10 protein-coding genes and 2 tRNA genes are annotated in these 14,894 nt (G+C 56.4%); 5 read left to right on the forward strand and 7 right to left on the reverse strand.

Features of this window, described 5'->3' with window-relative positions:
* From ACYQ15_RS18345 to ACYQ15_RS18355, 3 genes are read left to right on the forward strand one after another with little or no spacing between them, the layout of a single operon-like run.
* Complete coding sequence (locus tag ACYQ15_RS18345) at positions 1 to 1,764, forward strand: Hsp70 family protein (RefSeq protein WP_459938943.1); 1,764 nt, start codon at positions 1 to 3, stop codon at positions 1,762 to 1,764.
* Between the two features lie 5 nt (positions 1,765 to 1,769).
* Complete coding sequence (locus tag ACYQ15_RS18350; protein WP_459938944.1) at positions 1,770 to 3,866, forward strand: hypothetical protein; 2,097 nt, start codon at positions 1,770 to 1,772, stop codon at positions 3,864 to 3,866.
* 12 nt (positions 3,867 to 3,878) lie between these two features.
* Complete coding sequence (locus ACYQ15_RS18355; protein ID WP_459938945.1) at positions 3,879 to 4,265, forward strand: hypothetical protein; 387 nt, start codon at positions 3,879 to 3,881, stop codon at positions 4,263 to 4,265.
* A 12-nt stretch (positions 4,266 to 4,277) separates the two neighbouring features.
* On the opposite strand, the gene ACYQ15_RS18360 is transcribed toward ACYQ15_RS18355, so the two are convergent.
* From ACYQ15_RS18360 to ACYQ15_RS18370, 3 genes are read right to left on the reverse strand one after another with little or no spacing between them, the layout of a single operon-like run.
* Entirely contained in the window at positions 4,278 to 4,727 is a 450-nt protein-coding gene (locus tag ACYQ15_RS18360) for a metal-dependent hydrolase (RefSeq protein ID WP_459938946.1), read from the reverse strand.
* Positions 4,728 to 4,770: 43 nt separating this feature from the next.
* Positions 4,771 to 5,973, reverse strand: coding sequence for a SufB/SufD family protein (locus ACYQ15_RS18365; RefSeq protein WP_459938947.1), 1,203 nt, complete (start codon positions 5,971 to 5,973; stop codon positions 4,771 to 4,773).
* Positions 5,961 to 6,725, reverse strand: coding sequence for an ABC transporter ATP-binding protein (locus ACYQ15_RS18370; RefSeq protein WP_459938948.1), 765 nt, complete (start codon positions 6,723 to 6,725; stop codon positions 5,961 to 5,963). Before ACYQ15_RS18370 ends, ACYQ15_RS18365 begins: the two co-directional genes overlap by 13 nt.
* A gap of 143 nt (positions 6,726 to 6,868) precedes the next feature.
* Here ACYQ15_RS18370 and ACYQ15_RS18375 point away from each other — a divergent pair.
* Positions 6,869 to 6,944 (forward strand) — tRNA-Val (locus ACYQ15_RS18375).
* A 214-nt stretch (positions 6,945 to 7,158) separates the two neighbouring features.
* Here the strand turns inward: ACYQ15_RS18375 and ACYQ15_RS18380 are convergent.
* The 3 genes from ACYQ15_RS18380 to ACYQ15_RS18390 form a co-directional block, all read right to left on the reverse strand.
* Entirely contained in the window at positions 7,159 to 9,324 is a 2,166-nt protein-coding gene (locus ACYQ15_RS18380) for a PAS domain-containing hybrid sensor histidine kinase/response regulator (RefSeq protein ID WP_459938949.1), read from the reverse strand.
* 7 nt (positions 9,325 to 9,331) lie between these two features.
* A complete protein-coding gene (locus tag ACYQ15_RS18385) occupies positions 9,332 to 10,591 on the reverse strand; it encodes an HDOD domain-containing protein (protein ID WP_459938950.1) in 1,260 nt (419 codons plus the stop codon).
* Between the two features lie 602 nt (positions 10,592 to 11,193).
* Positions 11,194 to 11,269 (reverse strand) — tRNA-Lys (locus ACYQ15_RS18390).
* Between the two features lie 78 nt (positions 11,270 to 11,347).
* Between ACYQ15_RS18390 and ACYQ15_RS18395 the strand changes: the two genes are divergently transcribed.
* Positions 11,348 to 13,324 carry a protein-disulfide reductase DsbD family protein gene (locus tag ACYQ15_RS18395; protein WP_459938951.1) on the forward strand — a complete coding sequence of 659 codons (1,977 nt, stop codon included), beginning with the start codon at positions 11,348 to 11,350 and terminating at the stop codon, positions 13,322 to 13,324.
* A 541-nt stretch (positions 13,325 to 13,865) separates the two neighbouring features.
* On the opposite strand, the gene ACYQ15_RS18400 is transcribed toward ACYQ15_RS18395, so the two are convergent.
* The gene (locus ACYQ15_RS18400) at positions 13,866 to 14,891 is read right to left on the reverse strand and encodes a glycosyltransferase family 2 protein (RefSeq protein WP_459939619.1); all 1,026 of its coding nucleotides are present in this window, start codon (positions 14,889 to 14,891) and stop codon (positions 13,866 to 13,868) included.
* Positions 14,892 to 14,894 lie beyond the last annotated feature (3 nt).

Genomic DNA, 14,894 nt, shown 5'->3' on the forward strand with positions numbered 1-14,894 from the left:
ATGGCCGCCATCTTCGGCATCGACCTGGGCACGACCAATTCCTGCATCAGCCTGCTTCAGAATGGAAAACCCGAGGTGATTCCCATCGAGGGTGATCACATTGTGCCATCCGTAGTCAGTTATGACGGGGAAGCGATCATCGTGGGCCGGCGAGCCCGGAACCGGGCCCTGCTCTACCCGGAGCAAACCGTTGCCTCGGTCAAGCGGCACATGGGTGAATCCGATCCGTTGGTCATTGCCGGCCAGTCTCTTTCGCCGGAACAGGTTTCCGCCTCCATCCTGACCTACCTCAAGGAACAGGCCGCTCTCCATCTGGGCCAGCCCGTGGAGGAGGTGGTGATCACGGTGCCGGCCTATTTTTCCGATGCCCAGCGCAGAGCCACGCGTACGGCCGGGGAGCTGGCCGGGCTGAACGTGCGGCGGGTGATCAACGAGCCCAGTGCCGCTGCCCTGTTCTACAACCACCTCCAGCTGAACGAGTCCCGGGGCAACGGGGAGCAGCTGGCCCTGGTCTATGACCTGGGCGGCGGCACCTTCGACGTCTCGGTGCTGCGCATCGGCGAGATCACCGAAGTTTTGGCCAGTACGGGCAACACTCGCCTGGGAGGCGACGATTTCGATCATAAAATCCTTGATTACTGCGTCGATCACCTCAAGACACGGCATCAGGTGGATCCGCGCCCGTACCGGACCACCATGGCCCGGCTGCTGGCAGCCGCGGAAAAAGCCAAGATCGCACTGTCCACCGCTCCCTACACCATGATCGAGGAAGCGCTCCTGCCGGTGGGACCGGACATGACCATCGACATCAGCCTGGAGCTGTCCCGGGAGCGATTCGAGGAAATGATCGCGGACTACCTGGAGGCAACCCGGGGCGAGGTGAACAAGGCCTTGGAGGAAGCCGGCCTGAAGGCTTCTGATATCGACAACGTCCTGCTGGTGGGCGGCTGCACGCGGATACCCTCCGTGATTGCGCTCATGGACGAGGTGTTCGGCGAAGCCCGCAAGCCGCCGGTGGATCCGGACTTGTGCGTGGCCAGGGGGGCTGCCATCCAGGGCGGGATCATTACCGGCCAATCCTGCGACCATGTCTTCATCGACGTCACCGCGCACACGCTTGGCACCGGAGCCCTGGAAAGCAGCTACGATCGGCGGCGTACGGTCGTGCCCATCATTCCCAGGAATACCCAGGTTCCTGTCCGTCGCTCTGAAATGTTCTACACCATCCATCCGCAGCAAAAACGTATCGAAGTGACGGTCTATCAAGGCGAATCAAAAGAACCGGACGAGTGCGAACTGATCGGCAAGATCGGGGTGCGCCTGGTTCCGGCTCCGGAAAACAGCCCGCTGCTCATCGAATATGCCTATGATCTGGATGGGATTATCCATGTCAGAGTGGAACAAAAGGGCTATGGAACCCAAAAAGAGGCTGACCTGGATTCCCGCCGCCGAGGGCAATTGCTCGGTGATATCGACTCCGAGGACGACGTCATTGATTTGGACCTGGAAGAACAGGACGATGATCTGTTGGAAGACGACCAGGCTGCGCCCCAACTGCTGAACTACATCCTGCAAAAGGCCCGCAATGCTTTGGAGGAAATTCAGGGGCAAGAGCAGCAGGAAAATAATGTGGAACGACTGCGAACGTTGATTGCCGCCTATGAACAGGCACTGGGATCCGGCGATGATGATGCGGTGGAAGAGACCGAGGAGGAACTTCTGGATTTTCTGGATGAACTGAAAAACGATGAGCTTTCAGGGTAGACCCCATGGCCAAGAAGCAGCGCAAGGACGGCAAGAAAGGGAAGAAGGACAAACATCTCCGGTTTTCACGCGCGGAATCCAAGCTCCTCAAGTATTGGCAGGAGGAACGGTGGGACGCGTTCGTCTCCTTGTTCGCCCGCAAGCAGTCCGAGTTGACCTCGGCCGAGATCAGCGGGCGCTGGAATGACGCCGTCTTCAACCTGCTCGTGCAAACCCTGTTCGTGGACAAGGCTCCACACATGCTCCCGGCTCTGATCGCCACGTTGAAAGAAGGGCCGGCGCTCAGTCCGGACGTGCAGGTCTGCCTTGATCTGGCCGGGTTGTACCACAAGGCTCTGGGCGCAAGGATTCCGAGGGAGGCGGTCCTGACCTTCCCGGTGGATCTTCCACCGCCGTTTGGCTTGCTGCGCGGCGCAATGCTGGAAATGCTTGAAAACAGTGAAGAGCAGGCCCCGATCCTGCCCAAGCGAACCAGGGATCCGGGCGTCAAGCTGTTGAAGAGTTTTATCCAGAGTTATGAAAAATTGCGTCAGGCCAATTTTCTGCCCAGAACCGTCAGCCCATTCGACACCTGGTTCAAGCATGCCGATGCCCTGATCAACCACCTGATCAACTCCGGCGCCGACAAGTCGGTGATGCATGATCTGCATGCCCTGGTTCGGGCCTTCAAGGTGCTCTACAACATCCAACGACAGGGCGAGACGATCATGGACGTATCCTTGCTGTTCATGTTCAAGAGACTCAATATTCATTTCATCGATCACCCCGTGCTGATCAACATGTGGCGAATTTTCTTGTCGCAAGGAAGAATGTTTTCTACCCAGGACAAGGAACGAATGAGCTTGCTCCTGGGAATCCATATTCCATCAATGATGGATGGCTCGCTGCGCAACCATCCGCGGCTTTTGGCAGTCCAGACCGCAATTCGGCTTGCCCTGGAGGCGGGTGATGGCGACCTGTTCCATCATGTCTTTTACAGTACGCTGCTGCGATCCCATGTCTGGACTTCCCGTGAACGGTATCTGCTGATGATTCTGGGCATGGAAGCGCTTGAGCACAAAGTCAAGCAAACCAGGAAGCTCTTTGCTTTTGAAGACGACGAAGATGTTATTTTGCAGGTGAACACCAATCTCGCGGCATGGCTTCGTGAGATGCATGAAATCCGGCTCCGTCTCGGGCTCCAGGGCCAGAACAGGATTCTGCCCTACAACATTTGGGACAACCTTCTTTTCAGCGCCGACTTCGAATTCGTGAACACACAGATACGGTTCTTGCATGCACTTTCGTGCGCTTTTCCTTTCCCGAAGCAAAATCTGCTCTGTCTTGCCGCCCATGCGGATGCCGTTTTCTACGAGAAAAAGGCCCGGGCTTTTGTGGAGAAATTCCGCGACGAGGATGCTCCCGGCATCCAGCTCAGTGAGAAGGAATGCAGTGAACTTCTTTCCTCGTTTGATTTGACGAAAAATTTCACGAATCTTTTGCAGGCTTGGCGACCTTTGCTGGAGGAGGCCACGTGGCAATGCCTGCTCAGCACCTGCGCCGATAAGCTGGTGCAAATCGGCATGCGAGGGGAAGTTGAGATGTTCTTTTTCGAGTACTCCTACTGGGAGGCGGTCGAAGGAGACCTGATCCGCTATCTGGCTGAACATCTTGCGCCAACCAGCCCGTTGTACGGTTTTTTCCGGATGGTCAGCCGGCTGGAAAAGGAGGTATTGCCCAGGAAGAAGGATGAAGCAGCTCCCTTTCTGGCGAACTTTCCCCCGGACAGTCAGGCCCTGTCTCTGGTCATCTGGTTCCTGAACTGGCACACAAGGAGCCGGTATACCAACACATTTCTGCTGGAGGTCCTGTCCCGGGTCAAGCATGAGGCAACCAGGGCCGGAAAATGGATTGCAGTGGTCAAGACCATGCAGGACGCAAGCAGAACCGAGCTGTTTTCGGGGTTGTTGCAAATCTGGGAGGCGGAAGGTTGGATCAAGAATCCACCGGACCAGGAGTTCATCGAAGCGCTACGCATCGTGAAGACTGCCCTGCACGGTAAACCGACCAAAAAACCACAAAAAAAAGCTGGGCTACGTCGGCAACAGCGAACCCTTTTCTAGCAGGATCAAATCATGCTCGACAAATGCATTCAAACACTGCGCGTTCATCCGGAGGCCACGGCGGACGAGGTCCGGCAGGCTTTCATCAAGCAGGCCAGACGATACCCGCCGGAACACTTTCCCGCCCGATTCGCGGAGATCAAACATTGCCTCGAACTGTTGAACCTGGAAGACAGTGCCCTGGAAGGAATGGCAAACACTATGGACAACGCGGAACTTTCAGAGGTTCTGGCCATGCTCTTTCCGGAAGGGATCAAGCACTCAGGGGCAGCCGACGGCACGACCCTGGAACTGGACATCGCGGCCTACATGAATCTGCTCCAGCCGCAACAACACCGCCAGAACATGCTGGCCTGCCTGGAGCGGGTGGCCCAGCCGGAATCGTATTATCGACGTTAGAATCGGCAGTCATCAAAAGGTCTTGTCCAGGACCAGGTGCGAGCAGTAGCCGGTGACCGAGGCCAGATAGAACGGCACGACGGAAACAAGGGAGCGGTCATAGAAGGCCATCGGCAGGATGATGATCGGCAATGGCACCAGGAACATGGCCCACCAACTGTGGGTCCAGCCGCGGTGGTGGCCGATGGCCGGGAGCAGGGCGCAGAAGCCCAGGATCGCGGCCAGCCTGAACCGGCCCTGGATCATCAGCACCAGGTAGACCGCCAGCAGTGCGCCGTAAAACAGCACGCGGCCCTTGGAATCCGTATCCACGTCCGGGAACAGGGCGCTGAGCAGGGCGATCAGGGCCAACAGCAACAGCGTCTGATGGTCCGGCTGATACACTCCCAGCCAGAGAACCAGCGCCAGAATCAATCCAAAAAAAAGCGCACCCCCGAAAAGGTGCGCCTTGAAACCGGGCATGATTTGTCTCCAAATCGGATTATGAGTCGTTCAGCGACAGCTCCTAGAACATGTCCTTTTCATTTTCCTCAATCGTCTTCTCGATGGTCTGCTGCAGCTTTTCAGGCAGCCCCATGATGTCGACGTTCAGAAAGCCGCGGACAATGGTGGACGTGGCTTCGTCCTCATCCAATCCGCGCGCCATGAGGTACTCGATCTCTTCCTGGGCGATCTTGCCCACCGCCGCCTCGTGGGACAGCTCTACTCCGGAGATGGTGCCTTCCAGCTCGGGGATGGCATGGATGATGCCGTTGCCCAGAATCAGCCCCTTGCATTCCAGGTGACCCTTGGACGGCACATGGCTGCCGATGATGTGTCCCCGGGCGATGATCTTGCCGCCGGTGGTGATGGTGCGGGAGATGATCTCTCCGCGGGTCTCCGGGGCATTCAGGAAAATCCGATTTCCGGTATCCACCAGGGACCCCGTCGGCGCGACAATGATGGAGTTGAAGCGGGCCACGGCGCGGGGGCCGTTGAGATGGATGGAAGGATAGGACTGCACGGATTCCACGGGCTTGAGCAGGACGTAATTGCTCTGGAACTCGCCGTCCTCTTCGACAACGCCCACGGTGCGCGGCCGGACCATGACCTTTTCGCCCCAGTTGTGGATCATGGTGAAGGTCAGCTTGCCACCCTTTTTGACATAGATCTCGGAGATGCCCAAGTGCAGGGCGGACTGCTGGTTGTGGGCCGTGGCGCATCCGGTGATCACGTGCAGCTCTGCGCCTTCCTCCACGACGATGATGTTGTGTACGTTCTGGGCGACGGCCTCGCCCTTGATGAACAGGCAGGACTGAACCGGCTCGGTGATCTTCATTCCCGCCTTGGCCCGGATGAAGTAGCCGCCGTGCAACCCTTCCTTGGCCGCCAGACGAGTGAAGTCGTCCTGCTCCTTGTTCACGGCGCCCCAGAAGTATTCCGGCAGGCCGTCGTACTTTTCCAGAGCCTTGTTGATGTCCAGGATCTCCACGTTGGGATCGCAGGAGTCGCAGTGCACGCTCTTGTGGTCCACCTGCAGGAATGTTCCGCTCCGGCTTGCCTGATCCAGGTCGACTCCGGACATCAACAGGCGTTCCTTGTCTTCCGGACTCAAGGAGCGAAAATCCGCCAAACCCTCGCCTTTTTTCGTGAAGGCAAACCTGGCAACATCCACGCCGGCCGGCTTCCCGGCATTGTTTTGGTCTGGTTTTTTGACTAATTCAGACATCGCACACACTCCTTGTAGCCAAACTTGCCGATATGCTCGAGGATCACTCGTGGACTGGCCTCGCAGCACAAGACGCCGTCATGCAGAACCTGGCCGCGATCGGCGTGAATGTAATCGAGAATGTAGCCCGTATGGGTGATGATCAGGCCGGAAGTGTGGCGCTTGGCCCGCAAATCCTTCAGACTCAGATCCAGCTTCGGTTCCTGGGACCCGTTGAGCAGTTCGCGCACGGTGTTGCCGATCAGGGCCATGTTTTCCAGATCCACTCCGGACTCCGGCTCGTCGAACAGCAGCAACGACGGCTTCTGGGCCATCAGCTGGAGCAACTCGGAGCGCTTGATCTCTCCGCCGGAAAAACCCGCATTGATGTCGCGCTCCAAGAATTGATCAAAATTGACCTTCCGGGCCAAGGCGTCCACATCAACCTCACGGTCGCGATGGTGTGCGCACATGGAAATCAGGTGCCGCGTCTTCAAGCCATGGATTGTCGGGGGCCGCTGGAAAGACATCCCGATCCCCAAGCGAGCCCGTTCATAGATCGGTGCATGAGTAATGTCCTTGCCCTTGAATGTAATTTTGCCTCTGGTCACATTATAATTTGCAAATCCCATCAGCGTCATCAACAGCGAAGTCTTGCCGGAGCCGTTGGGACCGAACAAAATAAACGTCTCTCCCTCCTGTATTTCCAAGCTGACGCCCTTGAGTACCTGTCGGTCGTCGATGGAAACATGGAGGTCCTCGATCAGCAGCATAATCTTTCCCTCTTCTGGAGTGTTGTGAACAGGGTGGCATGGTATGCGCTTCCCCACGCCAAGTCCAGTTATAAGCATCATATTGTGCTGTTTCGTGAATATTTTTCTTGCCAAGCCTGGTGCTTTGCAATAAAGACGAACGTGGGCGGTTAACTCAGTGGTTAGAGTGCCATCTTCACACGGTGGAAGTCCGGGGTTCAAATCCCCGACCGCCCACCACCGGTAAATCAAGGAATCCAGGCCATGCCCGGGTTCCTTTTTTTTTATGCCGGGACGGCTTAGAGTCCGGCATCGCTTGCGACACAATGATCTTTCGGTATGATCTCTCGGTTCAGGCGCAGATGGCCTGATGCTGAACTGGTATTGACGTAACTGGGTCTGATGTCAGGAACCGCGGAACAGTTTTGCGGATACTTTCTCCTTGCCGCGAAGCTTATCTGTCCCGGCTGCATACTCTGTCGATGATCGTCTCCAGATCCTTCATCCGCATCGGTTTGGCCAGATAGTCGTCCATGCCCGCCTGAAGGAACTTTTCCCGGTCGCCAAGCATGGCATAGGCCGTCAGGGCGATGATGGGGGTTCTGGAATGCAGAGTTGCTGGAATACTGGGATTTTCTCCTTCCAATCTTCTCTTTTCATCCTCCAGCCTTCTAATCTCCCTGGTCGCTTCAATCCCGTTCATGACCGGCATCTGGATGTCCATGAGCACGCAGTCAAAGTTCTGGGCCGCGAGCAGTTCCAGAGCCTTTTGGCCGTCCTCGGCCAGGGTCACGGCATGTCCTGCTTTCTCCAGCAGTTTTATTACCGGAAATGAATTGGACGGTTCATCCTCGGCCAGCAGGATGTTGAGGCGCCTTGTTTTTGCCGCTTTCCCGGCAGTCTTTGCCATCCCGGACGCAGGCGTCTGCTGCTCGGCCTTCAACCATAATGCCACCTCAACATTGGTTCCGGTGCCGATATCGCTTTGGACCTCGATGGTCCCGTCCATCAGGTGCACCAGTCGGTGCACGATTGCCAGTCCCAGGCCGGCGCCTTGGTAGTGTCGAGTGTAGTTGCCTTCCACTTGCCTGAATGGTTCGAAAATATCCGCCAGCTTGTCTTCGGGAATGCCGATGCCTGTATCCTGAACCGTGAACCGGATTCGAAGGGCATTTTCTCTCATTGCTTCCATCAAGCCGAAATCCAGGCAGACCTTGCCCTTTTCGGTAAACTTCAAGGCATTGCCGACTAGATTGAACAATATCTGCCGGATACGGGTTTCATCCCCGATCACCGTCGGCGGCAGGGTTGGGTCAACGCTACAAACGAGTTCAATGCCCTTGTTTCTTGCATTGATGGAGAACAGGCCGATAACGGAATCCCGTAATTCTCCGAAATTGATTTCTGATTCCTGGACATCCATCTTTCCGGCTTCGACCCTGGACAGATCCAGAATGTCCGAGAGCAGCCGGTTCAATCGTTTGGCTGAAGAGAGAGCCAGTTGCACGTACTGTTTCTGGTCGTCGTCCAGGGACGTAAATTCCAGAAGCTGCATCATCCCCATGATGCCGTTGATGGGGGTACGGATTTCATGGCTCATGTTGGCTAGAAACTCGGATTTGGACCGGTTCGCGGCTTCCGCGGCGAAACGCGCATCCTTGATGGCCTTTTCCGTCATTTTTCGCTGGGTAATGTCCGAGAGAAATCCCTCGTAGATCGTCCTACCGTCCTGGGTTTGCTTGGTCCTGGTGTTCATGGATACCCAGATCGTCTTTCCGTCCTTCTTTCTCAGCTCTACTTCAAAATTATTGGACTGGCCGTGGGAATTCAGCTGTGCCTTGAAGATTTCCCGTTCTTCCGGATGAACATACAGTTGGGTTGCGACATCCGTGATAGATTCGGTCATCTCTTCCGGGCTCTGGAAACCGAGGATGCTTGCGTACTCAGGGTTGACCGAGAGGTAGCGCCCCTGGGGAGTGGACTGGAAAATGCCCACGGGTGCGTTCTCGAAAATTTCCTGGTACTGCCGTTCCGTTTCCCGGGCGTATTTTTCCAGCTCCCTGTTCAGCTTGCTCATGTGTGCATAAGTCTCGATGCTTTCCAGGGCCGACGCGCTGGACAACAGGACGATGGAAAGCAGTGACAGCTGCACGTCCGGAATGTCAGCGTCCTCCTTGTCGAGAACGCCGATGAACATGCCTCTGATCCTGGAGGGGGTGGTCAGGGCGTGCAGGAGAAGCCTTGATGTCCTGTCCCTGCTCGTAACGACCACTGGCCTGCCGCGTCTGAGAATCCAGGCAAAGCGATGATCCTGAATAAGCTGAACGACCTCGGCATCCAGGTCCGGCCCGAAGTCCTCAGGAGTGCAGTAGAAACGATGGAAACCGTTGTCCTTGGAGTCCACCAGAAAAAATGACAGCACCTTGCACTTGATCAGGTTTCTGATTTTTTTGGCGGTTTCGCGCAGGATAAAGCCCCTGTCGATGCCCGCTTCCGGCCTGGTGTCGAATCGGCCGAGACAGGCTGCCATTTCCAGGGCGTCCACGGACTTTCTCTTTTCCTCGCGCAGGAATCGGTTTTCCTCCTCGAGACGGAGGATACGTTTTTCCAACTCGTTCATGGGATCTTCACTCCCTGCCGGTGAAAATTTGGATGATCTCGTCAAGCTGTCTTTCCGCCTGCACCACCACCGGGGAAAGATCGCTGACATCGATGCCCATGCTTTCCCAGCCGATTGAGCATAAAGGCGGAATCACCCCTTCGCCGCAGGCTCCCGGAGCGGTGACGGATGCCATAAGATTGGCGAGGTTCACGATTCCTGCTTCCATGATGTTTTCGGCTTTCGAAGGAGCATGGTGATACCGGACCATCTGCTCGAGAGATCCCGGCATCTTCCATTCCCGGCACAGCAATCCGCCCACCCGGGCATGGTCGAAACCAATTACCCTGCGCTCGGCCATGAACAGCGGCATTCGCTCTTTCCGAGAAAGACAAATGGCTTCTCGACAGGCGTCCGGCATGCCTTTGAGCATGATCAGCCGTCCCAGGTCGTGGAGCAACCCGGCTACGAAAAATCGCTCTCCGGACAGATTTTGTTTCCGGGAGGAAACAAGGCTGGCATAGATGCCGCATGTGATGCTGTGCTTCCAAAAACTTTTCACATTGAGCATCTTTTTGGGAATGCGGTCAAAAGTATTGACCACGGAAACGCCGAAGGCCAGGGAGGTCAACTCCTTGGTCCCCAAAAGGGCAACGGCTCTGCGGATGGTGTCGATGCGGGAGGGGAAGCCGTAGTAGGCGCTGTTCACCAATTTGAGCAGCTTGGCGGTCAGGCTGCTGTCCTTGGCCACGACATCGGCGATATGGCTCGCGGAGCTGAACGGGGACTCCATCACCTGTATGATCTTATAAAAAATGTCCGGCATGGACACCAGGCCAACCTGTTCCCGGACCAGGCGCAAAACGGCATGTGATCCTTCATTGCAGGGCCTGCTTTTACCTTGCGTCATTTGCCAAAGCAGGTCGTCATCGTCATTGCTCCCAATCGGCGTTCCAGCTGAGATTCCTTGCGCCGTACGTTCTATGGCAATTCTGATGATTTCCGCTATTGCAGGGTGTCGTGGATCGACATGACTCAGGTACGGACGGATGTATTGTTCCGCCAGTGTGATGGATTCCGGAGGAATAGCGGCCATTCTGGCCTCGTTGAGATCCTCCTGCTCGTGTCCGACAATGTCGGCCCGGGTTACACCCCAGGCTTTGCAGGTGAGAATGCTTCTCTCGCTGAGCACCGCCCCTTTGGGCAACAAAAAGCGTCCTTCCCGGGAATGCAGATCCGAGGCCAAGCTCATTCCCGGTGCAATATCGTCAATCTTGATGAACGGCATCCGTATATTACCTTGAACAACCAGTGTTGAAACATCATGTGATCAGCAGAGGGCTTGATAGCTTCGCTAAACCAAAAAACCAGACAGGGCAATAATCATGAAAGTGTAGCTGTTCAAACTCGACGTCACGAAAGACGAATGCATGATGCAATGGATTCCCTGATGAAACTTTCAGCACATCCAGTGTTTGGTCACCATCTGGACTGGATACAAGATTCCCTTAAATCATACTCGTATTTGCCTCACTCAGCCCCCTCTTCATCTTGCCCGTGTAGGCAAAAGGTTATATTCCATCCGTGGACGCTTGAATTTATCAACACCGAGGCCGAGTTTTCGGCCCTTGCCCTGGACACTTGGCCCGGCTGGATCGGAGCATTGCTTTGATCACGAAACACGACCTGGAGCACATCGGAGCACCGTAGCGGACGAGGCCACCCTCCGGCATTGCATATCAGCGAGGGGCAGAAGTGGGACAGCCTTTTGAACGAAAAACAAGGGACAGCCCCTTGAAAATAAAGCGGGACAGGGGTGGGAAAAATGGCCATTTCCAAAAAGCACAAAAAAAGGGTTTACGATTTTCATCGTAAACCCTTGATTTTTTATGGTGGGTCACCAAGGAATCGAACCTTGAACCTCCGGATTAAGAGTCCGCTGCTCTGCCAGTTGAGCTAGTGACCCGCTGCTTGGCGGCTTGCCGTTGCGGCAAGTCGATACCTTTAGACTTCATGCTTGCACTTTGTCAAGGCGGATGACCTCATGTTTCAAGATTTATTGCGACGCGTTCCACTCGGGAGTGGAAAACTCTTTATAAATGCACGGCATTATCTGGCTTTTTTAGTCGCTTTTCTTGTTATTCTGCCGGCAGTGCTGGCGGCGCCCGGTTCGGGCACGGGCAGGGGAGCGGTTTTGGCGGATACCGCTCCTGCTCCGTATTCCTCCCGGTTGGAGTTGCATGTCCTGGAAGAAGATCTTGGACCGTTGCCCAAAGGATCTCTTGTGGGCGTGTATTGGATCACTCCGGCTCCCGGATGGTACGTCTATGCCCACGATCCCGGCCCCACCGGCATGCCCACCACGCTTCAGGCCATGCTCGCCTTTCAGGAGGAATACCTGCAGGTTCTGTATCCGCCGGGAATCATCAAGGAGGACAGCCTGGAGCCGGGGATGATGGTAGAGGCTTTCGTTGACCCGACGCCGTTGTTCATTCTTTTGCCGGATCGGGAAGATCTGGCCGACGAGGAAATGCTGCACGTCCATCTGCGGATGCTGCTCTGTTCGGATCGCAGTTGCTGGCCCATCGACGTTCGCGAAGAGCATTCGCTTGACGAACTTCTCGACCAGATCGCATCCCGTGAGGCAGAACTGCCGGAACAACAGGCCTGGATGGATGTTCTGCCGTCATCGTCTCCCGGCGCGACCAGGACGCCTTTTGTCCGCACCGGCACGCCGGGGGTGGCTCAACCAGTTCAGGTTGCACCTGGAGAATTCGCGCCGGAACTTCTTGAGCCGGTCTCGTTCCAGCCCGGCCTGGAAGTCCGGGGCCTGGGCAAGGCATTGCTGCTGGCCATGCTTGGCGGTCTGATTCTCAATCTGACGCCCTGCGTGCTGCCCGTGGTCAGCCTGAAACTCCGGGGGCTGATTCCTGATACTTCAGCAGGCGACATGGAGATCCAGCGCAAGGCCTTCCGGGACCACAACCAGCTTTTCGCTTTGGGCATCCTGACCTTTTTCATGTTCCTGGCCTTTCTGCTTTCCTTTACCGGAATGGTCTGGGGCCAGCTATTCCAGAACCCGACCACGGTAATTGTCCTGGCAACACTGCTTCTGGCCTTGAGTTTGAGCCTCTTCGGTGTTTTCAATCTGCCGGTGATCGATCTCAAGATGGGCCGCAAGGGCGATTCTTCCTTGTCCAGCGAGGGCCAGGCCTATTTCACGGGCATGCTGGCTACGCTGTTGGCCACGCCCTGCAGCGGGCCGTTTTTGGGCGGCGTATTGGCCTGGACCCTGGTTCAGCCGCCGTTGGTTGTTGCCGGAGTCTTTTTCTGCGTCGGCCTGGGCATGGCTTCGCCATACTTCGTGGTCAGCTTCTTTCCCCGCCTGGTGCGGTTTCTGCCCCGGCCCGGCAACTGGACCCTCTATCTGGAAAAGGCCTTGGGTTTTTTACTGCTGGCCACCTGCATCTATCTGCTCTCCTTCCTGCCCGAGGAATTTCTCTTTCCCGTGTTGATCCTGTTCTGGGTCACGGGCATGGCTGCCTGGATCTGGGGCGGGTGGACCAATCTTTCCCATTCCGCCATGCGGCGCTGGTCCATCCGGGCCGTGGCCTTGATCCTGGTCCTGGCCGCAGGCGGCTGGGCCCTGACGGCCAGACCGACGACCAGTGAATGGGAGTTCTTTACTGCGGATCTTTACGTGGATTCCCTCGGCCGAGACCGCATGCTGGTGGAGTTCACGGCGGACTGGTGTCCGAACTGTAAATTCCTCGAAAAGACCGTACTCACGCCGGCCAACCTGGCTCCTTTTCAGGAACGCTACGGACTGCGGCTGATCAGAGTGGATCTGACCCACGACAACCCGGCAGGCATGGCCCTGTTGCGCGGTCTGGGCAGCCAGAGCATCCCCCTTGTCGCGCTTTTCGACCATGGGGAACGAGCAATGCAACCACTGATCCTGCGCGACATGTTCACCCTCGGCCAACTTGAGCAGGCCATGCAAACCGCATTTTCGGATTAACCAAAACGTATCTTTTATCGCAATCGTAATCGAAATCGAAATCGAAATCGAAATCGAAAAAAATGAACACGCAAACCCATGTCAACAACCAAGCATCATCGATAAAGCGGCAAAAGCACACACTCCGCGAGGGCGCATAAAACGAGTACCGTGCAAAATCTTGAGACGAGTGTGGCCTGGTTTCCCGCCTTCGCGGGAATAACGCGCTTTTGACAGCATCTCCTTGTTGAAGTCATTCCCGCGGAGGCGGGAATCCAGGAGTAAGGCAACTACCAGGCATGCCCGACGTTTTTTGAGTAGTTGCCGGACGTGATTCCGATTTCGATTGCGATTTCGAGAAACTGCTCAATAATCTTGGCGATTGAACTATACGAAAACACCTGGACCCCGGCCTACGCCGGGGTGACGACCGAAGGAACTTGCCAACGTGGCACTCCATTTTGTCATACCGGCGAAGGCCGGTATCCAGGCAGCACGTATCAGTAGTGGTTAGTTGCCCTGCCTTAATTAGCAATTTCGATTTCGAATATGATGTGACGGCTCAGGCGGCGAGGAGGAAATGGCGGCCCTGGGAGTATCCTCTGCTGGTCAGGAAGGCGGTGATGTCCTCCGCGGCGCCGTGGCCGGCGACATAGGAGACGATGAAGCATTCTCCGGGCGGGGGGATGTCGTTGCGATGGATCACGGGGCGGTCGGCCACGCGGCGATTGACTTTGCGCGGATCGATATCCACCCATGCCGAAATTCTCACGCCGTGGGGCAGGAGCATTTCGGCGCGGCGTCTCGTGATTCGTCCGGCACCCATGACCATGATCTCGGGATGGCCGGGGTTGTGCGCGGTCAGCCACTGGGCCAGGTAACGAGCTTTTGTCTTGTAGAACTCCGTTACGTCGTATCGGGGGTGGGTTCGGGAAAGGCGGCCGGGAGGATCGTTCCAGACATAGAGCTTCTCAGGGGTTTTCTCCATGCGAACCCCGCACTCCAGCCAACGCAACCAGAGTTCGTAGTCTTCAGGAAACAGCCCGTCGCGGTAGCCCCCGAACTGTTCCACCAGGCGGCGACGAAACATCACTGTGGGATGAACCAGCGGAGATTCCCGGAATCGTCCCAGGGATATTTGGTCATGGGAGAGCAGGGTGTTGGTCCAGTCCAGGTGGCGTTTATAACCTCCGGCATGAGCCGGGCTGCCGCCGAAATCGGCCGTACAAGCTACAAGTCCGACCTCCGGGTGGAGCCGCAGGAAGTCGGCCTGTATCCGCAGCCGATCCGGATGGCAGACGTCGTCGGCATCCATTCGGGCGATGTACTCGCCTCCGGCAAAGGCCAAACCGTGATTCAGGGCCTGAACGATTCCTTCATGCTCCATGAACAGGGGTAGAATTCTCGAGTCCATGGCTGCATATTCCGACAAAATGGCGCGGGTGCCCGGAACGGCGCCGTGATCGTCATCCGATCCATCATCCACTGCCAGAATTTCGAAATCCATCCATGTCTGCGCCAGCAGGCTGTCCAGGGCCGCCGGCAGCGTCTTGGCGGCATTATGAATCGGGAGGATTACGGAAATCATGAA

The organism is Desulfonatronum parangueonense, from assembly GCF_054656975.1.